At 63.4% G+C, this 23768-nt stretch carries 2 protein-coding genes (1 of these 2 only partly in view); both read right to left on the bottom strand.

Annotation, left to right across the window (positions count from 1 at the left end):
* On the bottom strand, window positions 1-17847 hold the full coding sequence (locus tag HU718_RS17940) for a non-ribosomal peptide synthase/polyketide synthase (RefSeq protein ID WP_186614916.1): 17847 nt from the start codon (window positions 17845-17847) through the stop codon (window positions 1-3).
* Window positions 17844-23768: the end of a non-ribosomal peptide synthetase gene (locus HU718_RS17945; RefSeq protein ID WP_186614914.1), read on the bottom strand. It continues 7092 nt past the right edge of the window; the window shows 5925 of its 13017 coding nt (coding positions 7093-13017); the start codon falls outside the window, past its right edge; it ends in the stop codon at window positions 17844-17846. Before HU718_RS17945 ends, HU718_RS17940 begins: the two co-directional genes overlap by 4 nt.

Genomic DNA, 23768 nt, shown 5'->3' on the forward strand with positions numbered 1-23768 from the left:
TCAGGAAACCACTTGGCCGGCCGGCACTTTCAGGCCGTCATGCCACCACGCCGCGAGACTGAAGACATTGGGCGCCTTGAGAATCGTGAAGTGGTTGCCCGGCCCGTACCACACCGCCAGATCCGTCACCTGGCGCTGCCAACCTTCAACCATCGCCGCTTGCTCGCGCTGATTGCCCCACGCATCCAGCGTCGGGTCATCGACCAGCGCCAGCCGCACCGGCCCGGTGTAGGCCAGTTGCGGTTGATAGACCGTGCGCAAGGCTGTGGCGAAGGTGCGGACCGGGCCGTGCATCGCCTGCGCTGACGAACGCGCAGACAACACACCGGCGCGCACCATGCCCTCGTGCAACAGGCGCATTTGCGTGGTGTCGTCAGCCTCGGCGAACGCCAGCGGATCGATGCCCAACGACTTGCCGCTGGACAGTTGCAGCGTCTCGATCAAGCGTTCCAGCGCGGCAGTCGTCGTGTACGGTTTGCCCGCCGTACCGTTGCCGCCGGGCGATTCGCTGTCTATCAGGGTCAACGACGCCACCTCGCGCCCGGCTGCCTGCAACTGTGCGGCCATGGCATGCGCGACCCAACCGCCGAACGAATGGCCGATCAAGTGCAGCGGGCCTTGCGGATACAACTGCTCGACGGCTTGCAGATAACACGCGGCTGCCGCTTCTACCTGACTGTGCGGCACGCCGTTGCCATCGAGCCCGCGCGGTTGCAGACCGATGATCGGCCACTCCGGGCCCAAGGCCTCGGGCAAGTGAATGAATCCGGTGACACTGTCGCCCGCCCCCGGCACGCAGAAGATCGGCGCATGCCCGGCGTGTCCGCTCTGAATGGTCAACAGTGGCTGATAGGCCTCTGGCTCCGGAGCCTGCGCAGCGGCCATTACCTGACTCAAGGCCTGACCGAGCGCCTGAATATCCGGTGCTTTCATCATGCTGCGGTGATCACCCGGCACATCGATGCAGCGCAGCAAGTCGCTGGCGACTTTCTGCTCCCAGCCGCGGGTTGGGCTGGGCTGTACCTGCCCCGGCATTAATCCCTGCGCGCGGAACAAGTGCACCGGCTGACTGGCCGGGCTGACCCGGTAATGCGCCAGCGCCAGGCCATGAGCGGCCTCACGATCAAAGTAACTCCAGGCATCCGCTGCACTCAGTGCGGCCAGTTCCGGGTCAGGCAATTGCTGTTCGCAGCAGCGTTGGAACAGTGCGTCAAACGCAATGAGTTCGACTTCAGCCTCCAGCCGCTCGACCTCAGCCAACGCCGGCAGCCCTTCTGCACCGCGCATCTGCGAACGCGCGCGGCAATGCTCCAGTAACTGACGTTTGTCGCGATGCTCGCCGCTCCAGCGGGTTTTATCCTGGCTGGCCGGATGCGGCGCGTAGGTATCGAGCAGGCCGACAAACGCCACCGTCTCATCGAGACCGAGCAATTGCTGGGCGATTTCATACGCCAGCAAGCCGCCAAACGACCACCCGGCCAGACGATACGGCCCATGCGGCTGCACCGAGCGGATGATCCCGACCATCCGCGCGGCCATGCATTCAAGGGTACGCAGTTGCGGCTTCCCCAGCGGCACACCGGGCAAACCGTAAATCGGAAACTGCCCCTCGATGTGCATCGCCAATGCCGGAAAATACACGTCCCGACCGCTGAATTCATGGATCAGGAACAGCGCATTGCCGCCCTCGCCCGGTCGTACCACGACCAGTCCTTCCGGCTGCGCGGGCACGGCATGGCGTTGACTGAGCAGCGCCGCCAGCGACTCGACACTCGGACGCTGGAACAGCTCCGCCAGCGTCACCTGTTGCCCCGCACGTTGCAGCAGGTTGACCAGACGAATCGCCAGCAGCGAATGCCCGCCCAATTCGAAGAAGTTGTCGTGACGTCCGACCTGCTCGACATTCAACACTTCACCCCAGACCCGCGCCAACAAGGTTTCGACCTCGCCTTGAGGTGCTTCGTAATGTCGGCTGAGTACCGCGTCGAGACCCGGCGCTGGCAGCGCCTGACGGTCGATCTTGCCGTTGGGACTCAACGGCAGAACCTCGAGCGCGACAAACGCGCCCGGCACCATGTACTCGGGCAACTGCTCGAGGATGAAGGCGCGCAACGTGTCGATAGCGGGCGCAGCAATGCCCTCGCGCAGAGTGAAATACGCGACCAGACGCTCGTCGCGCATCAGCACCACCACCTCGCGAACCTGCGGGTGCTGGATCAACCGCGCTTCGATTTCACCGAGTTCCAGACGCAAGCCGTGCAACTTGACCTGGAAGTCGTTGCGCCCGAGGAATTCGAGGTTGCCGTCCGCGCGGTAACGCACCAGATCGCCGGTACGGTACAAGCGATCACCGGCCACGAACGGGCTGTCGATAAAGCGCTCGGCCTGCATCTGCGGCAGTCCCATGTAACCGCGCGCCACGCCGATACCGCCGATGTGCAACTGGCCAATGACGCCCAGCGGCACCGGTTGGTCATGCGCATCGAGCACATACAGACGCGTGTTGCAGATGGCTTTGCCGATCGGCAATTCCGACGTTGGCACCGGCATGTGTGGTTCCAGTGTCCATGCCGTGCTGTCGACCGTTGCTTCGGTCGGGCCATACACGTTATGCAGGCGCACCCACGGCAGGTGCTGGCGCACAGCAGCGGCCAGCGCCGCCGTGAGTTCTCCGCCTCCACAGAAAATATCGCTGAGGCTGGTGCATTCACTGACCTCCTGCAGTTCAACAAACTGCTGCAACAGCGCCGGCACAAACTTGACCACGGTAATCCGCTGCTGACGAATTACTTGCGCCAGATACGCCGGTTCCCGATGACCGCCCGGCCGTGCCAGTACCAGGCGTACGCCGGCCGTCAGCGGCCAGAAGAACTCCCACACCGAGCCATCGAAACTGAACGGCGCTTTCTGCAACAACGCGCCATCCGGGGTCGGCGGGCAGATCTGCGAGCCCCAATGCATCAGATTGCACAAGCCACGGTGTTCGAGCATCACGCCTTTCGGTGTACCGGTCGAACCCGAGGTGTAGATCATGTACGCCAGATTCGAAGGCGTCAGGCCAGACACCTGCGGATTGCTCGCCGATTGTTGGTGCCAGGTGCATTGGTCAAAATCGATCAGCGCCACTTCGCTCTCGACGAACAGCGATCGGGTGGCGGTGTGTACCAACACCGCCACCGGCGCGCAGTCGCGGAGCATAAAGTCGAGGCGCTCCGCCGGGTAAGCCGGATCCAGCGGCACATAGGCACCACCGGCCTTGAGAATGCCGAGCAGCCCGACCACCAGATCGAGTCCACGCTCGACGCACAGCGCCACCCGCGCATCCGGCACCACGCCTTGCTCACGCAGGCGATGCGCGAGGCGGTTGGCACGGGCATTCAGCTCGCGATAGGTCAGGCTGTGTTCGCCCGACTGCACGGCGATGGCATCCGGCTGACGCTGCACCTGCGCTTCGAACAGGCTCTGGATCGGTTGCTCGACCGGGCAATCAACTGCCGTCGCGTTGAAATAGCCGAGCAAGCGCTGCTGTTCATCCACCGCAAGCAGATTGACCTGCGCCAACACCGCCTGATCATCACTGACCAGCGCCGCCAGCAAGCGCTGCAAGTAACCGCTAAAACGCCGTACGGTCGACTCATCGAACAACGCCGTGGCATAGCGCAGCGCACCACGGATTCCTTGCGGGTTTTCGCCGAGGCTCAGCGACAGGTCGAACTTCACAAAGTGATTGTCCCCGGCCAGACCTTCCAGCGTTAGCCCGCCCAACGCCAGGGCGGGCGCGACGCTGCTGTCCCAGCTCACCAAGGTCTGGAACAACGGCGTGTGGGAAAGGCTGCGCACCGGCCGGGTAATTTCCACCACGTGTTCGAACGGCAGATCCTGATGCGCCTGCGCCGCCAACGTCTGCGCCTTGACCCGTGCCAGCAGCGCTGCACCGGTCAGATCGCCCGAGGTATCGATGCGCAACGCAAGGGTATTGACGAACATGCCGATCAATCCTTCGATTTCGGCACGGTTACGGTTGGCCACCGGCGAGCCGATGACCACATCGGACTGCCCGGAGAGGCGCGCGAGCAACATCGCCCAGGCGCTCATGAGCACCATGTACGGTGTCACGGCATGACGCTGACACAACGTCTTCAGGCCGGCGCTGGTCTGCGCATCCAGTTCGATCTCGACACTGCCGCCACGGTGATCCTGTTGCGCCGGACGCGGGCGGTCGGTTGGCAGGCTCAACAATGCCGGGGCGCCGGCCAGGGTCTGCTGCCAGTAATCGCTCTGGCGCTGCAGCACCTCACCGCTGAGCCAGCGACGTTGCCACACCGCGTAGTCGGCGTATTGCAAGGCCAGCGGCGGCAGCGGATCGTCCTCGCCGAGGCTGAACGCCTGATACAGCGCCATCAATTCACGTGTCAGCACACCCATCGACCAGCCGTCGGAGATGATGTGGTGCATCGTCAACAACAGCACATGGTGCTCATCGGCCAGCCGCACCAGCCGACCGCGAATCAATGCGTCATCCTGCAAGTTGAACGGCGCGCGCGCTTCTGTTTCGAGCAAGGTGCGCAAGGCCTCTTCGCTCTGCGGCTGTTGCCGCCAATCTTCCTCGATCAGCGGCAGGCCACTGTCGACCGGGGCAATCAGCACCTGTGCTTCGTCATTCAATTGGGTGAAACGACTGCGCAGGGTTTCGTGGCGAGCGACGATCCGCGCCAATGCCCGTTGCAGGGCCACGGCGTCGAGTCGACCACGCAAATGCAAGCCCAAAGGAATGTTGTAGGCGGTGTTGCCGCCGTCCATCTGCGCGAGGAACCACAAGCGTTGCTGGGCGAAGGACAACGGCAGCGCCTGATCGCGCGGCGCCGGCAGAATCTCCGGCAAGCGGCTGCGTTCGGCCTGACTCAACACCTCGGCGACCGCCGCCAGTTCCGGGTTGGCAAACAGATCGGCCAGCGCCAGTTCCACACCCAATTGCTGGCGCACCTGGGAGAGCATGCGCATGGCCAGCAATGAATGGCCGCCGAGTTCGAAGAAGTTGTCATGGCGCCCAACCTGTTCGACCTGCAACACCTCGGCCCAGACCCGCGCCAGGTTTGCCTCCAGTGGATTGGCCGGCGCCTCGTAGACCCGACTGAGCAGCGCCTCCTGGGTCGGTGCCGGCAGCGCCTTGCGGTCGACCTTGCCGTTGTTGTTCAACGGCAAGACATCGAGTTGCACCCACGCTGTCGGCAGCATGTATTCCGGCAGACGCGCGTGCAATTGGGCGTGCAGTGCGGCGCTGTCCAACAGTCCCGCGTGCGCCGTGTAGTACGCCACCAGACGCGGGCTGTGCTGACCGTCACGGCGCGCCAGCACCACTGCTTCCTTGATGCCCGGGCAGTTCAGCAGGCGGTTTTCGATTTCCCCCAGTTCGATGCGGAAGCCACGGATCTTCACCTGATCGTCGTTGCGCCCGATGCAGTCGAGTTGCCCCGGCGCCAGCCAACGCGCGAGGTCGCCGGTGCGATAGAGCAGCGCGCCCGGCGTCGCGCTGAACGGATCGCGGAGGAATTTCTCGGCGGTCAGATCCGGCCGGTTCAGGTAACCCAGCGCCACACCCTGCCCGCCGATGTACAACTCGCCGGTGACGCCCAGCGGCACCGGTTGCTGATACGCATCGAGCACGTATGCCTGCGTATTGCCGATCGGCCCGCCAATCGGCACGCTCTCGGCGTTTTCCGCCACTTCGCGCACTTCAAAGGTTGTGGCATAGGTGGTGGTTTCGGTCGGGCCGTAGCAATGCACGATGCGCAATGCTGGCGCCTCGGTCAGCAATCGCCGGAACGCCGCCGGATCGCCACGCTCACCGCCGCACAGCAGAATCCGCAGGCCCTTGAGCACTTGCGGAATCAGTTGCACGTACTGGTTGAACAGCGCAGTAGTGACGAACAGGATCGTCGCGCCACTGGCACTCAGTTCGCGACCAAAGGCATTCGGATCGAGCAAGGTTTGATGGTCAATGATCACCACGCGACCGCCATTGAGCAGCGGCCCCCAGATGTCCATGGTGCTCGCATCGAACGCCGGGTTCGAGGCGAAGACCACACGATCCTGCGCATTGAAATCGGCGTAACCGTTATTAAGCACCAAGCGGCCGATGCCCCGGTGCGGCACCATCACTCCTTTCGGCGTGCCGGTGGAACCCGAGGTGTACATGATGTACGCCAGCGACTCGGACGACTGCACAAGATTCGGGTTGTGCGTCGGCTGGCCGTTGAGGATCAGCATGTCCAGATCGATACGCGGTGCGGCGTAGTCGATGACTTCGCCGCTCAAGGTCAACAGCGCCACTGCGTGACAGTCCTCGACCATGAACGCCTGGCGCTCGCTCGGTGCATTGATGTCCAGCGGCACATAGGCCGCCGCGCATTTGGCAACGGCCAGTTGCGCCACCAGCAACTCCAGCGAACGCGGCAGCAGGATCGCCACGTGGTCGCCCGGTTGCACGCCCTCTTCGACGATCAAATGATGGGCCAAACGGTTGGCCTGAGCGTTCAGCTCAAAGTAGCTCAGTGAATGTGCGCCATGCACCGCTGCCACAGCTTTGGGATGCGCCGCAGCCTGCTGTTGGAAAATTCCGTGCACGGTCAGTGTTTGCGGGTAGTCACGCGCGGTGGCATTGAAGTCGTACAGCAAGCGCTGGCGCTCGTCGTTTGCCAGCAATGGCACACGTTCCAGCACCGTTTGATCATCGGCAACCATCGCGTCGAGCAGACGTTCGAAGTAGCCGATGTAACGCTTGATCGTCAGCGCATCGAACAGCGCCGTGGCGTAGTTCAGCGTGCCACGAATCACCCCGTTGACCTCGCCCAGTGTCAGCGTCAGGTCAAACTTGGCGACCTCGCCCGGCCCGGCAACACCCTCCAGTGTCAGCTCGCCCAACGCCAGTTGCGGGCCGACGCTGCTGTCCCAGCTCAGCGTGGTCTGGAACAACGGGCTGTGCGCCAGACTGCGCACCGGTCGGGCGATTTCCACCACTTGTTCAAACGGCAAATCCTGATGCGCTTGCGCCTCCAGTGTCCGCGCCTTTACCCGCGCCAGCAGCGCTTCGACACTCGGGGCGTCCGAGGTGTCGATGCGCAAAGCGAGTGTATTGACGAACATGCCGATCAACCCTTCGATTTCAGCGCGGCTGCGGTTGGCCACCGGCGCACCGATCACCACATCGGTTTGCCCGGACAGACGACTCATCAGCAGCGCCCAGGCGCTCATCAGGGTCATGAACAGGGTCGCGCCGTGACGTTGGCTCAACGTTTTAAGGCCAGTGCTCAAGCGTTCGTCCAGCAACACCTCGACGTTGCCGCCGGTGTAATCCTGCTGCGCCGGTCGCGGGCGATCGGTGGGCAACGTCAACAAGGCCGGCGCGCCGTCGAGGGTCTGCTGCCAATAGTCACTTTGCCGCTGCAGCACGTCACCGCTGAGCCACTGGCGTTGCCACACCGCGTAGTCGCCGTATTGCAGGGTCAGTGGCGGCAGCGGATCAGGCTGACCGTGGCTGAACGCTTGATACAACGCCATCAGCTCGCGGGTCAGCACGCCCATCGACCAACCGTCGGCGACGATGTGATGCACGGTCAACAGCAACACACAGTGATCGTCGGCCAGGCGCACCAACCGCCCGCGAATCAACGGATCGTTGTGCAGATCAAACGCTGTCGAGGCTTCCTGCGCCATCAATCCCTGCACGGTGTGCTCGGCTTGCAGGTCTTGGCGCAGGTCGTCCACGCGCAACAGCAAAGCGCTGTCGACCGGGGCAATCGACACGTGGGCGCTGTCGTCGAGGCGGATGAAACGGCTGCGCAGGGTTTCGTGGCGGGCGACGATCCGCGCCAGCGCCGATTGCAGGGCATCGACGTCGAGGTGACCGCGCAGGCGCAGGCCCAGAGGAATGTTGTACGCCGAGTTGCCACCCGCCATCTGCGCCAGGAACCACAGGCGTTGTTGGGCGAAGGACATCGGCAGCGCCTGATCACGTGGTGCCGGCAAGATCTCCGGTAATGTGCTGCGCCCGGCGCGATTCAATACTTCAGCGACTGCGCTCAATTGCGCGTCGGCAAACAGATCACTCAGCGCCAGTTCGACGCCGAGGCGCTGACGGATCAGCGAGGCCATGCGCATCGCCAACAGCGAATGACCGCCGAGTTCGAAGAAATGATCGTGACGGCCGACCTGCTGGACTTGCAGCACTTCGGCCCAGATCTGCGCCAGTGCGGTTTCCAGCTCACCTTGTGGCGCCACATATTCGCGGGTCGGCAGCGCGGCCAGATCAGGTTTCGGCAACGCCTTGCGGTCGACCTTGCCATTGGCGGTCAGCGGTAAAGCCTCGAGCCGGACGAACGCGGCGGGCACCATGTAATCCGGCAACTGCATGAGCAACTGCGCGCGCAATTCAGCCACCGCCAGTGGCTCGGACCCCGCCAGTTCGGTGAAATAGGCCACCAGTCGCGGCTGGCCGGGTTGGTCCTCGCGAGCCAGTAGCACCGCTTCGTTGATACCGGGGAGCTGATTGAGGCGGGTTTCGATTTCCCCCAGTTCAATGCGCATGCCACGGATTTTCACTTGGTCGTCGTTACGCCCCAGGTAGTCGAGCGAGCCGTCTTCGCGCCAACGAGCAAGGTCACCGGTGCGGTACATGCGCGCATTCGGGGTGTTACTGAACGGGTCTTGCAGAAAGCGCTCGGCGGTCAGATCGGCGCGGTTCAGATAACCCCGAGCCACGCCCGCGCCACCGACGTACAACTCGCCCATGACGCCCATGGGCACCGGACGTTGCTGCTCGTCGAGCAAGTAGACCGCCGCGTTCGCCACCGGTTTGCCGATGTGCAACGCTGCGCCAACGTCAACGCGCCCGGAAGTCGCGACCACGGTGGCTTCAGTAGGGCCGTAGTTGTTGATCACGGCGAAGCGCTGGTCGCGGTTGAACTGGCGCAAGCGATCTCCACCGATCAGCAAAGTACGCAAAGTCGGGTGATCGAGGTTCTGGCTGAACGCGTATTCAGCAATCGGCGTTGGCAGGAAGCTCACATCCAACGGTTGCCCGCGCCACCATTCGAGCAAGGCGTCGATGTCTTCGGTGCCGTCATGGGTCGGCGCCAAGTGCAAGGTCGCACCCACACACAGCGCCGGCCAGACTTCCCACGCCATCGCATCGAAGCCAAACCCGGCAAGGCTTGAGGTGTGGCTATCGGCGCGTAGATCGAACGCTTCACAGTGCCAGTCGACCAGGTTGGACAACGTCTGATGCTCGACCATGACGCCTTTGGGCAGACCGGTCGAACCCGAGGTGTAGATCACGTAGGCCAAATGCGCAGCGCTCAATTCCGGCACCGCAGGGTTGTGCTGCGCCTGCGCCGGCCATGCGCACAGGTCGACATCGATCACTGGCACGGTCAGCAGTGGCAGTCTCTCGTGCAGATCGCTTTGCGTGAGCACTGCAACTGGCGCGCTGTCGCTCAACAAATAGCTGATCCGCTCGGCGGGATGCGCCGGATCGATCGGCACATAACCGGCGCCAGCCTTGAGAATGGCGACCAGACCGACCAACGTTTCCAGACCGCGGCGGGCGACGATGGCCACACGATCATCGGGTTTAACGCCCTGTTCGATCAGGTGATGCGCCAACGCATTGGCCTGGCGATTGAGCTGCAAGTAAGTCAGTGGCTGCCCGGCCAACAACGCTGCCACAGCCTGTGGACGCTCGGCGACCTGCGCCTCGAAACGCTGGGCAATCGTCAGCCCGCGCGGGTAGTCAGCCGCGGTCGCGTTGAAGCCCGCCAGCAACTGTTCACGCTCGAGCACTGGCAGGATCGACAACCGATCAGAACCCACATTCGGCGTGTGCTCCAGCGCATCAAGCAACGCGCTCAACGCAGCTTGCATGTACCCGCAGATTCGCTGTGCATCAATCCCCGCCCCGGCCAATACCTTCAGGCTGAAGTCTTCGCCGAGATCATCAACGCTGAGGGTCAGGCGATAGTTGGTGTGTTCCTCGGCCTCGAGCAATTGCATGCCGTGCCATGCCGCTTGCACCTCTGCGGATATCGGCCCGACCGGGGTGCTGTGACGATAGTTGAGCAGCGTGCTGAACAGCGGCGTGCCCGCCGGCATGGCGCTGCATTGCTGCACCTGCGCCAGTTGCGCATGCTCGTGAGCGAGCAACTGACTCAGGCGTTCGTGGGTCGCCAGTGCGGCGCCTTTGACGCTATGGGCGTTCAGCTCGATGCACAGCGGCAAGGTGTTGATGAACACCCCAAGCGCGCGTTCCGAGCCTTCACCGCCCTGCAATCGGCCGAGCAACACGGTGCCGAACACCACGGCGTCGCGCCCGGACAATTGCCCCAGCACCTGCGCCCAGGCGAGGTGCATCAGGCTGGCGGCGCTGACACCCAAGCGCCGTGCCTGTTGACGTACGCTGTGGCTGAGGGTGTTTTCCAGCGTCAACTGCGCTTCTTGCGCGGGACCGTCATGGGCAATATTTTGCCCGTAGGGCAAGGTCGGCTCATTGATCGCGCCGAGCATTTCGCGGAAGAAGCTTTCGTGCTCTTGCGCGCTAAGCCCGGCGCGGGTGTGCGCCACGTAATTGCGATACGGCACCGGCTCGCTCAAGTGTGCGGCGTTGCCCAGCAGAAACGCCTGCATCTCGTGCTGCAACACCTCAAGCGCCACGTGATCCATGACCAAATGATGGAACAGCAACAACGCAACCACGCGTTGATTGGACACATCGCGGCTGTACACCACGCGCATCAGCGGTGCCTCGGTGACGGGCATGCGGTAGTTATCGATGGTGAAGCGGTCACGCAACTGGCTCAGCGCATCGCCCGCTTCGGCGTCCAGCTGCAAGGCCTCGCAGCCCAGCGAAGCCTGACGCCAGACCACTTGCACCGGCTCTTCAAGGCCTTCCCAGAACAGCGAAGTACGCAGAATGTCATGCCGTTCAATCACCCGTTGCAGGGCGACAGTAAAGGCCTGCAAACGCTGTTCGTCAGCGAAGGCAAACTGCGCCTGCAACACGTACGGATCGCCCTGCGCGGCCGACAGATGATGGAACAGGATGCCGGTCTGCAAAGGCGCCAGCGGGTAGATATCCTGCACGTTGCGCGCACCGCCGGGGACACTCGCGACGATTCGGTCGATCGTCGCTTGATCCAGCGCCACCAGTGGCAGCAGTTCGGGCGTGATGCGCGGGCAATCGGCTGGAATCAGATTCGCCGGCACCGCCGCCTCGGGTTCTCCACCCACTGCTGCAGCGAGCGCGGCCAGCGTCGGTTGGCCGAACAGCACGCGAATGTCCGCCGACAGCCCGGCCCGGCGCATGCGCGCAACCAGATTGACCGCCAGCAACGAGTGGCCGCCCAGTTCGAAGAAATGATCAAAGCGCCCGACCCGCTCAACCTTGAGCAACTCGGCCCAGATACCGGCGATCACGGTTTCAACTTCACCGACCGGCGCTTCGTACTCGCGGGTCGACAGTGCAATCTGCTCGGGAGCCGGCAAAGCCTGTCGATCCAGTTTGCCGTTGGGGCTCAGCGGCAAGGCCTGCAAATGCACAAACACGGCAGGCACCATGTAATCCGGCAGATGCGTGAGCAATTGGCTTCGCAACTGATCGTTCTCAAAACACTCGCCGCTGTAGTACGCCACCAATCGCTGATCGCCCGGCACGTCTTCACGGGCCAGCACCGCCGCTTCACGCACGCCGTCGATGTGCGTCAGGTGCGCCTGAATCTCGCCCAGTTCAATGCGCAAACCACGGATCTTGACCTGATCGTCGTTGCGCCCCAGATACTCGATGTTGCCATCGGCCAGATACCGTGCGACATCGCCGGTGCGGTACAAACGCGCGCCGGGCTGATCACTGAATGGATCGTCGAGGAAGCGCTCGGCCGTCAGCTCAGGCCGGTTCAAATAACCCCGCGCCACCTGCACCCCGCCCAGATACATCTCGCCGACCACACCCAACGGCGTCGGTTGCTGATGAGCATCAAGGATGTACACGCGGGTGTTGTACAGCGGTTTGCCAATCGGCGGCGCGCCTTGCGGTACTGGCGATTGCGGTTCCAACGTCCACACCGTGCTGTCGACGGTGGCTTCGGTCGGGCCATACACGTTGTGCAGGCGCACCTGCGGCAGACGCTCGCGGACGCTGCGCACCAACGCGGCGGTCAGCTCACCACCACCACAGAACACATCGCTCAGGCTACTGCACTCACCGACTTCTTCCACTTCAAGGAATTGTTGCAACAGCGCCGGTACAAACTGGATGACGTTGACCTGTTGCTCACGAATCAGTTGCACCAGCGCGGCTGGATCGCGGTGGTCATCCGGGCCGGCGAGAACCAGGCGCATGCCGCAGCTCAACGGCCAGAACAGCTCCCACACCGAGGCGTCGAAACTGAACGGGGTTTTCTGCAGCAGCGCGGCGCCGGTAGAAAGCGGGCACAGCCCTGCGCTCCAGTGCAGCAGATTGCCCAGGTTGCGGTGCTCGACCATCACGCCTTTCGGCGCGCCGGTGGAGCCGGAGGTGTAAATCACATAGGCCAGGTTCGCGGCGCTCAGGTCTGGCACTTGCGGATTGCTTTGCTCAAGGTTTTGCCAGGTGCACTGGTCGAAATCGACCCGCACGCCCGCCCACTCGGCGATCAGCGCACGCGTCGGCCCATGCACCAGCACCGCCACGGGCGCGCTGTCCTCAAGCATGTAGGCCAGACGCTCGGCGGGATAACCCGGGTCCAGCGGCACATAAGCGCCGCCAGCCTTGAGAATCGCCAGCAGACCGACCAACAACTCCGGCCCACGCTCGACGCAGATCGCCACCCGCGAATCGCGATCCACACCGCACTGGCGCAAGTGATGAGCGAGTTGGTTGGCACGGAGGTTCAACTCGGCGTAGCTCAAACGCAGCTCACCGGCCACCACGGCGTCAGCGTCAGGTGTGCGCAACACCTGCGCCTCGAAGCGACCATGAACGGTCTGCTCGAGATCGTGGGCGACGGCGGTTGCGTTCAGATCGAACAGCAGATGCTGACGCTCGTCATCTGCCAACAGCGCCACCTGCTCCAGTACCGCTTGATCGTTGTTGACCATTGCCTGCAACAGTCGCTGGAAGTAACCGACATAACGCTCAATGGTCGATTCGTCGAACAGGGCAACGGCGTACTCCAGCACACCGCGAATCCCGCCCGGCGCCTCAGCCAGCGTCAGCGATAAATCGAATTTGGCGAAGTGGCTCGGCTCGGCGACGCTTTCCAGTGTCAGCTCGCCCAGACTCAGGCTAGCGCCGTGGCCGCTGTCCCAACTGAACATCGCTTGAAACAACGGGCTGTGCGCCATGCTGCGCAGCGGCCGGGTGATTTCCACCACTTGCTCGAACGGCAGATCCTGATGCGCCTGCGCTTGCAGCGTGCGCGTCTTGACCCGCGCCAGTAGCGCTTCGCTGCTCAACTCGCCCGAGGTATCGATACGCAAGGCCAGGGTATTGACGAACATGCCGATCAAGCCTTCGATCTCGGCGCGGGTACGGTTGGCGACCGGCGAACCGATGACCACTTCGGCTTGCCCGGACAAACGACTCAACAGGCTCGCCCAGGCACTGAGCATGAGCATGTACATCGTCACGCCGTGACGCTGGGCCAAGGCCTTGAGTCCGGCGCTCAGGCGTTCGTCGAGCACCACATCGACGGTGTTGCCGGCGTAATCCTGCTGTGCCGGCCGCACGCGGTCAGTCGGCAGCGTCAACAGTGCCGGAACGCCCGCCAAGGTCTGTTGCCAGTATTCACTCTGGCGCTGCAACACCTCACCGCTGAGCCAGCGCCGCTGCCACACCGCGTAATCGGTGTATTGCAGCGTCAGCGGCGGCAGTGGATCCGGTTGACCCTGGCTGAACGCCTGATACAGCGCCATCAGTTCGCGGGTCAAAACACCCATCGACCAGCCATCGGAGATGATGTGGTGCAGGGTCAGCAACAACACGTGATGATCCTCGGCGAGACGCACCAACCGCCCGCGAATCAGCGCATCGTCCTGTAAATCGAACGGCCCCGAGGCTTCGCCCTGAATCAGCGCCTGCAAGGTTTCATCGGGTTGCGGGTGCTGGCGCAAATCTTCAACGCGCAGCAGTAGACCGCTGTCGACCGGGGCGATCAGCACTTGCGCCTCGTCATTGAACTGGGCAAAACGGCTGCGCAGGGTTTCATGCCGCGCGACGATGCGCGCCAAGGCTTGTTGCAGGGCCGGTTCATTCAGCTGCCCACGCAGGCGCAAGCCGATGGGAATGTTGTACGCGGTGTTGGCGCCTTCCATTTGTGCGAGAAACCACAAGCGCTGCTGAGCGAACGACAACGGCAAGGCGCCGTCACGGGCCACCGCAACTATTTCCGGTTGCGTGCTGCGCCCCGCTTGCGCCACCGCCTCGGCAACCGCAGCCAGTTCGGCGTTGGCAAACAGATCGCCCAGCGCCAGTTCCACGCCAAGACGCTGGCGAACCTGGGACACCATGCGCATGGCCAGCAACGAATGGCCGCCGAGTTCGAAGAAGTGGTCCTGACGCCCTACTCGCTCGACCTGCAGCACCTGCGCCCAGATCTGCGCCAAGGCGCTTTCCAGTTCGTTGTGCGGGGCCTCGTATTCGCGGCTGAACAACGCCGCACGCTCGGGTTTCGGCAAGGCCTTGCGGTCGACCTTGCCATTGGCGGTCAACGGCAGCGCGTCGAGTCTGACGAAGGCCACCGGCACCATGTACTCCGGTAACTGGGTCAGCAGGTGCGCGCGCAACTCGGCCACGGCCAACGGTTCGACCTGGCTCTGCTCGGTGAAATACGCCACCAGGCGCGGCTGGCCGGGTTCATCTTCACGCGCCAGCAACACGGCTTCCTGAATGCCGGGCAACTGATTGAGGCGGGTTTCGATTTCGCCGAGTTCGATGCGCACGCCGCGGATTTTCACCTGATCGTCGTTACGCCCCAGGTACTCGATCGTGCCGTCCGCACGCCAGCGTGCGAGATCGCCGGTGCGATACATGCGGGCATTCGGCACGGGGCTGAACGGGTCATGGAGGAAGCGCTCGGCGCTCAGGTCGGCGCGGTTCAAATAACCGCGCGCCACCCCGGCGCCGCCGACATACAACTGGCCCATGACGCCAATCGGCACCGGACGCTGCTGTTCATCCAGCAGGTACACCGTGGCATTTGTCACCGGTTTGCCGATATGCAAGGCGTCACCCGCCTCGATGCGTCCAGAGGTCGCGACCACGGTGGCTTCGGTCGGGCCGTAGTTGTTGATCACATCGAATTGCTGATTGCGGCTGAACTGGCGCAATCGGTCGCCACCGATCAGCAGCGTGCGCAGCGTCGGGTGTTCAAGGTTCTGGCTGAAAGCATATTCGGCGACTGGCGTCGGCAGGAAACTCACGTCCAGTGGCTGCGCGCGCCACCAGTCGAGCAGCGCATCGATGTCCTCGCTGCCCTCGTGCGTCGGTGCCAGATGCAAGGTCGCGCCGGCACACAACGCCGGCCAGACTTCCCAGGCCATGGCGTCGAAACCGAACCCGGCAAGGCTTGAGGTGTGGCGACCGGCGCACAGATCAAACGCGCTGCAATGCCAATCGACCAGATTCGACAAAGTGCGGTGTTCGACCATCACGCCTTTGGGCAGGCCAGTGGAGCCAGAGGTGTAGATCACGTAGGCCAAGTGCGCGGCGGTCAGGCCTGGCACGTGCGGATCAGAAGTTTCGCTCAGCGGCCAGGTCAGCGGGTCGAGATCGATCACCGGCACCGCCAGTGCCGACAAGCGCTCAAGCAAATTGTTCTGGGTGAGCACGGCGACGGGGGCGCTGTCGCTGAGCAAGTAGTGCAGACGCTCGGCCGGGTGCGCCGGGTCGACCGGTACATAACCGGCGCCGGCCTTGAGAATGGCGACCAGCCCGACCAGCGTATCGAGGCCACGGCGGGCGACGATGGCGACGCGATCATCAGGCTTCACCCCAAGCGCGATCAGGTGATGGGCCAAGGCGTTGGCATGCCGGTTGAGTTCGGCATAACTCAATTGCTCACCCAGGAACTGTGCTGCCAGCGCTTCTGGTCGCTGCGCCACTTGCGCCTCGAAACGTTGGGCAATGGTCAACGTTGCCGGGTAGTCGGCCTGAGTGGCATTGAACGCCAACAGCACCTGCTCGCGCTCGGCCGCCGGCAGAATCGGCAACTGGTTGATTGCGGTATCGGGCGCCTGCTCCAGCGCCAGCACCAGACTTTCCAGGGCGCAGTGCAAGTAATCGCAGATGCGCTGTGGATCGACCTCGGTGGTGGCCAGCAAGGTCAGGCTGAAGGCATCACCGTAATCATCAACGCTGAGGGTCAGCGGATAGTTGGTGCGTTCTTCGGAGCTGATCGTGCTGATACCTTCCCAGGCGGCAAGCACCTCGGCACTGGCCGTCGCCGCCGTGTGGCTATGACGGTAATTGAGCAAGGCACTGAACAACGGCGTCGGCGCGACCACGCCACTGCAACGCTGGGCCAATGCCAGCGGCGCGTGTTCGTGGCGCATCAGCGTGGTCAGGCGTTTGTGCGTCGCCTCCACCGCCGCACGTACGCCCTGCGCATCGACATCGACCCGCAGCGGCAAGGTGTTGATGAAAATCCCCAGCGCCCGTTCGGTGGCTTCGGCGCCTTGCATACGGCCCATCAGCACCGTACCGAACACTACGTTTTGTTTGCCGGTGAGCACGGCCAACACCTGCGCCCAGCCCAGATGAAACAGGCTCGCGGCACTCACGCCGAGTTGCCGCGCCTGCGCCCGCAGACGCTGGCCGAGCAACGGATTGATCGGCAGGCTCAGCTCGGTGATGCCGAGGCCGTCACCCTGCACATCCTGCAAACCGTAGGGCAGCGTCGGCTCGGCAATGTCAGCGAGCATCTCGCGGAAAAACCCCTCGTGCTCGGCTTCGCTGATGCCCAGCCGCGCCTGCGCCACGTAATTGCGAAACGGCAGCGGGCGCCCGAGCATTTGATCCTGGCCGGTGAGGCAGGCGAGCAGTTCGTGACGCACCACATCGAGTGCCGAGTGATCCAGCGCCATGTGATGGAACAGCAACGTCGCGACCACGCGTTGACCGTCCTCGTCCCACGCGTAGGCCAGACGCATCATCGGCGCGCACCGCACGTCCAGACGGAAATGCCGTGCATCGAAGCGCTCGTGCAGTTGCTGCAATGCAGCGCTTGCGCCGTCTGCCAGCACGACCTCTTCGATCGGCAACTGTGCCTGACGCCAGACCACTTGCAGCGGCACGTCCAGCCCCTCCCAATGCACCGCCGTGCGCAGGATGTCGTGGCGATCAATGACCTTTTGCAACGCCTGGGCGAAATCCTGCAGACGCTCACGGCTGCTGAACGCGAAGTACGATTGCATGACGTAGGGATCGCCCTGCTCGTTGCTCGCGTGGTGATAGAGGATGCCTTCCTGCAACGGCGCCAGTGGGTAGATGTCCTGCACATTGGCGGCGCCGCCCGGGACCTCGGCGAGCAAGCGATCGAGGGTCGCCTGATCCACTTCGGCCAGGGTCACCATCGCTGGGGTGATGTGCGTGGTGCCGGGGAGGATGCCGTTGGCCGGAACGTCGATCTGGCCGACGCGGGTGGCCGAGTATTGCCCGGCCTTGATCAGTTCGATCAGCGCCGGTTTGTGCTCGCGCAGCGCGGCAAGCAACGCCGGATCGCTCAACGCCTGTTTGTTGCCGTTGACGCGCAATTGCTCATCGGTCACCGCCAACTGAATGTCTTTTGCCTTCAGGGTTGCCAATAGTTCGAGCACATTCACAGGACGATCTCCATTCTTTCCGTAATTGCGGCGTAGCCGGCCAGGGTCGGTTGTTCGAACAGCGACCTGACATCGGCTTCCATGCCTTCCTGACGTAACCGGCCGATCAGACTGACCGCCAGTAATGAGTGACCACCCAGTTCAAAGAAGTGGTCGTGGCGCCCTACCCGTTCAACGTTGAGCAGCTCGGCCCAGAGCCGAGCGAGGGTGATTTCGACGTCGCCGACCGGGGCTTCGTATTCACGTGTTTTCAGCGATTGCTGATCCGGCGCCGGCAGTGCTTTGCGGTCGAGTTTGCCGTTGGGGCTCAGCGGCAAAGCGGCGAGATGCACGAACACGGCGGGCACCATGTAGTCCGGTAAATGCTCGAGCAAATGACTGCGCAGCAGGTCGATTTCCAAACGCTCACCGGTGTAATAGGCGACCAGACGTTTGTCGCCCGGTACGTCTTCTCGGGCGACCACCACGGCTTCCTGCACACCGTCGATCTGGGCAAGCCGCGCCTGAATTTCGCCCAGCTCAATACGCAGACCGCGGATCTTCACCTGATCATCGTTACGCCCCAGATACTCGATGTTGCCGTCCGGCCGATACCGCGCAACGTCACCGGTGCGGTACATGCGCCCGCCAGGCTGGAACGGATCGTTGAGGAAGCGCTCGGCACTCAGCTCAGGCCGGTTCAGATAGCCGCGCGCCACCTGCACGCCAGCGATATACAGCTCGCCGACCACGCCTTGTGGCACCGGCTGCTGTTGCGCATCGAGGATGTACAGGCGGGTGTTGGCGATCGGTTTGCCGATCGGGGTGTTGTCCGGGGTCTGCTCGATGGAGCCGGCGCAATCCCAAGCGGTGACGTCGACGGCCGCTTCGGTCGGGCCGTAGAGGTTATGCAACTCGCTGCCCGTTAACTGAAGTTTGAAACGCCGCACCACACTGCCCGGCAAGGCCTCGCCGCTGCACATCACCTGCCGCACGCTGTCGCAGCGTGTGGTGTCGCTGTTGGCGAGGAACACGTCGAGCATCGATGGCACAAAGTGCAGCGTGGTGATGTGTTCGCGCTCGATCACTTCGCTCAGGTATTGCGGATCCTTGTGCCCGTCCGGTCGTGCCATGACCAGTCGCGCACCGGTCATCAGCGGCCAGAAGAACTCCCACACCGACACGTCGAAGCTGAACGGGGTTTTCTGCAACACCGAATCGGCATCCGTCAGTTGGTAAGCGTCCTGCATCCACAGCAAGCGGTTGACCACACCTGCGTGTTCGTTGACCACGCCTTTCGGTTGGCCGGTCGAGCCGGAGGTGTAGATCACGTACGCGCTGTGCTGGGGTGTCAGCGCCGAAATTTGCGGGTTGTCGGCGGACAAGCGTTGCCAGGTGTTCTGGTCAAGGTCGATTACCGGTGCCGAGAGTGCTCCCAACAACGCGCGGGTCGCCCCGTGCACCAGCACCACGGCCGGTGCGCTGTCCTCGAGCATGTAGGCCAGCCGTTCCGGCGGATAGGCCGGGTCGAGCGGTACATAAGCGGCGCCGGCCTTGTTGATCGCCAGCAGGCCGATGACCATTTCCAGACTGCGTTCGACGCAGATCGCCACCCGCGAATCGACTTGCACGCCAAGGCTGATCAAATGCCCGGCCAGGCGATTGGCGCGCTCGTTCATCTGCGCGTAGCTCAATGCCTGATCGCCGGCGACTACGGCGACAGCCTGTGGCGTACGTCGCACCTGCGCTTCGAACAAGCCGTGCAGCGTCTGCTGCAAATCGTAATCGACGTTGGTGTCGTTGAGGCCGAACAGCAACGTATGCCGCTCTTCGTCCGACAACACCGTCAGGCGATTCAACGCTCGCTGTGGGGTGTGCTCCAAGGCTTCAACCAGCGCGGTCAGCGCGTTGTGCATGTACTGACCGATGCGTGCTGCGCCGATGCGCGACGGCGTCATCACTGTCAGTTCAAAACCGCTGCCGAGATCGTCGACATTGAGGGTTAACGGGTAATTGGTGCGCTCCTCACCGGCAAGGGATTCGATGCCCTGCCAGGATTCACGCTTGGCCTCTTGTCGGGTTTCATTGTCGCTGTGCCGGTAATTGAGCATTGCGCTGAACAGTGGCGACGGCGCCGCAACACCGCTGCAACGCTGGGCCAGCGCCAGCGAAGCATGTTCGTGGGCCAGCAGCGCACTGAGCCGCGCATGGGTCGCCTTGACCCCGGCGCGCACATCGGTTTCGTCGACATCCACGCGCAATGGCAAGGTGTTGATGAACATGCCCAGTCCGCGATCCGCACCCGCGCCGCCCTGCATGCGGCCGAGTAACACCGTGCCAAAAACCACCCGCTCCTGAGCGGACGTTGCCGCCAGCACCCGCGCCCAGGCGAGGTGGAACAGGCTGGCAACGCTGACGCCGAGCAACCGTGCCTGACTGCGCAGACGCTGCGCCACCACGGCGGGTAGCGCCTGGCAGACTTCCTCGATGTCATTGCCGTCGCCGTGCACGTCCTGCAAGCCGAACGGCAGGGTCGGTTCGTCGATGTCGCCGAGCATCTCGCGGAAGAATGCTTCGTGCTCTTGTTCGCTGACGCCTAGGCGGGTCTGCGCGACATAATTGCGGTACGGCACTGCGGCCACCGGCAGGCGCTCATCGCCCTGCAAAATCGCCTGCATTTCTGCGCTGACCACAGCCAGCGCGGTGTGGTCCATGGCAATGTGATGGAACAACAGCATGGCAACCACGCGCTGATTGTCCGGGTCGAGGGCATACACCAAACGCAGCAGCGGTGCCTGATCAAGCTCCAGACGACAATGCCTCGCATCGAAGCGCGCACGCAACTGATCGATGGCTTCACCTTGCGCAGGCTCCAGCGCCACGGCTTGGACCGGTAGCTCCGCATGCCGCCAGACCACTTGCACCGGCGCCGTCAGGCCTTGCCAGACAATCGAAGTACGCAGGATGTCGTGGCGCGCCATGACTTGACGCAGCGCCGCAGCGAACCCTTGAAAACGTTCAATACTGTCGAACGCCAGACACGATTGCAGCAGGTACGGATCGCCTTTCACGGCGCTGAGATGGTGATACAGAATCCCTTCCTGCAACGGCGCCAGCGGATAAATGTCCTGCACGTTGGCCACCCCGCCCGGCACCGTAGCGACGATGCGTTCGATGCTGGCCTGATCCAGTTGCACCAGTGGCAGCATGTCCGGGGTGATGTGCGTGCAGTCGGTCGCAATCAGATTCTCGGGTACTGCAACCTCGCGCCCGCTGCCCACCGCTGCCGCCAGCGCAGCCAACGTCGGCTGGCTAAACAGCACGCGCACGTCGGTGCTCAGATCGACCTGCCGCATGCGTTCGATCAGCGTCACCGCCAGCAATGAATGCCCGCCCAATTCAAAGAAGTTGTCGTGACGGCCGACCTGTTCAACGTTCAAAACGTCAGACCAGATCTGCGCCAGCGCGATTTCCACCGAACCTTGCGGCGCTTCATATTCGCGACTCAGCCACGCCGTTTGATCCGGCTCCGGCAACGCCTTGCGGTCAAGTTTGCCGTTGGCAGTCAGCGGCAGTGCTTGCAGACGCACGTAAGCGGCGGGCACCAGGGCCTGCGGCAACTGTGCTTGCAGATGACTGCGCAAGTCCTCGACTTCGACGCTCAGGCGTTCGGTAAACCACGCCAGCAACTGGCCGTCGCGCACCAGCACCACGCAATCCTGCACGGCCTCGTGGCGGCTCAACGCCGCTTCGATTTCGCCCAGTTCGATGCGCACGCCGCGCAGTTTGACCTGATCATCGTTGCGCCCCTGGTATTCGACGCTGCCGTCAGCCAGCCAGCGTGCAAGGTCACCAGTGCGGTACATGCGCGCCTGCGGTTCGTCGCTGAACGGATCGTCGAGGAAGCGTTCGGCGCTCAGCTCAGGGCGATTCAGATAACCGCGCGCCACACCGGCGCCGCCGACATACAACTCGCCAGCGACGCCGATTGGTACCGGGAGCTGCTGATCGTCGAGCAGGTAAATCTTCGCGTTGGCCATCGGCCGACCGATGTGCAGCACCTGCCCGGCCTCGACCGCGCCAGAAGTCGCAACCACCGTGGCTTCAGTCGGGCCGTAGTTATTGATCACCGCGAACGTCTGCTCGCGGGGGAACTGGCGCAATTTGTCGCCACCGATCAACAGCGTGCGCAAAGTCGGGTGCCCGAGGTCGCGACTGAACGCATATTCGGCCACCGGCGTCGGCAGGAAGCTCACCTGCAACGGCTGCGCGCGCCACCATTCCAGCAACTCATCGAGGTGCTCGTTGTTCACCGTTTGCGGCGGCAGGTGCAGGGTCGCGCCGACACACAGCGCCGGCCAGACCTCCCACGCCATGGCATCGAAACCGAAACCGGCGACGCTCGACGTGTGGCTGCCGGCGCGCAGGTCAAAGGCCTCGCAGTGCCAGTGCACCAGGTTTTCCAGCGTCGCGTGTTCGACCATCACGCCCTTCGGCTGGCCGGTGGAACCGGAGGTGTAGATCACATAAGCCAGATGCGCCGGGGTCAGCGCCGGCAAATGCGGATTGCGGTCGGACAACTGCTGCCAGGTGGGATTGTCCAGATCAATCAGCGGCACGCTTCCGAGCAAGTCAGCCGTCGCAGCCTGCGCCAGCACCGCCATCGGCGCGCTGTCCTGCAACAGATAAGCGATGCGCTCCGCCGGGTACGCCGGGTCAACCGGCACATAACCGGCGCCGGCCTTGAGGATCGCCAGCAACGCAACGAGCATGTCCGGGCTGCGGCGCAGGCACACGGCGACGCGGTCATCGGGCTGCACGCCGAGCCCGAGCAAGTGATGGGCCAGGCGATTGGCACGCTGATTGAGCTGCGCGTAGGTCAGGTGCTGATCGCCCTGCACCACGGCCAGTGCCTCCGGCTGTTGATCGGCCTGCGCCTCGACCAAGCGCTGAATCGTCGCGCCACGCGGATAGGCTGCTGAGTGCTGGTTGAAGCCGACCAGCAAATGTTCGTATTCCGCCACCGAGAGCACCGGCAACCGGTTGAGCGGACGTTGCGGCGCCTCTTCCAGTGCCGTTATCAGATGTTCGAGCGCGGTGTGCATGTAACTGCAAATCCGTTGCGCACCGATCTCGGCGACTGCCAGCACGTCGAGGGCAAACCCTTCGCCCAGATCATCCACCGACAGCGTTAGCGGATAATTGCTGCGCTCCTCGCCGCCAAGCATGCGCACGCCCTGCCAGATACCCTGGCCGTCGTGCGGCTGCTGCTCGGCGGCACTGTGTCGATAGTTGAGCAACGCGCTGAACAGCGGCGCCGAACCGGACATGCCAGTGCATCGTTGAGCCAGCGCCAGCGATGCGTGTTCATGGCCGAGCAGTGCCGTCAGCCGCGCATGAGTGGACTTCACCCCGGTGCGCACACCTTCAGCGAGATCAACTCGCAGCGGCAAGGTGTTGATGAACACCCCCAGCGTGCGGTCAGCGCCCTCGCCGCCCTGCATGCGCCCCATCAACACGGTGCCGAAGACCACGTCGCGGCGGCCGGAGACCACGCCCAGCACCTGCGCCCAGGCCATGTGCAACAGGCTCGCCGGGCTGACGCCCAACTGCCGGGCCTGTTCACGCAGGCGCAGATTGAGCGCCGCATCGACCGGTTGCAGCGCTTCTTCGATGCCGCGTCCGTCGCCCTGCACATCCTGCAGACCGAACGGCAAGGTTGGCTCGTCGATATCGCCGAGCATCTCGCGGAAGAACGCTTCGTGCGCCTGCTCATCGGCGCCCAGGCGGGCCTGCGCCACGTAGTTGCGGTACGGCATCGGCGGCGTCAGCGTGTCGAGCTGATCGAACATCAATGCGTGCATTTCCCGCCCGATCACGTCCATGGCGGTGTGGTCGAGAATCGAATGATGGAAGAGCACGATGGCGACGACTTGCTGTTG

Source organism: Pseudomonas tensinigenes, from assembly GCF_014268445.2.
Classification (GTDB): Bacteria; Pseudomonadota; Gammaproteobacteria; order Pseudomonadales; family Pseudomonadaceae; genus Aquipseudomonas; species Aquipseudomonas tensinigenes.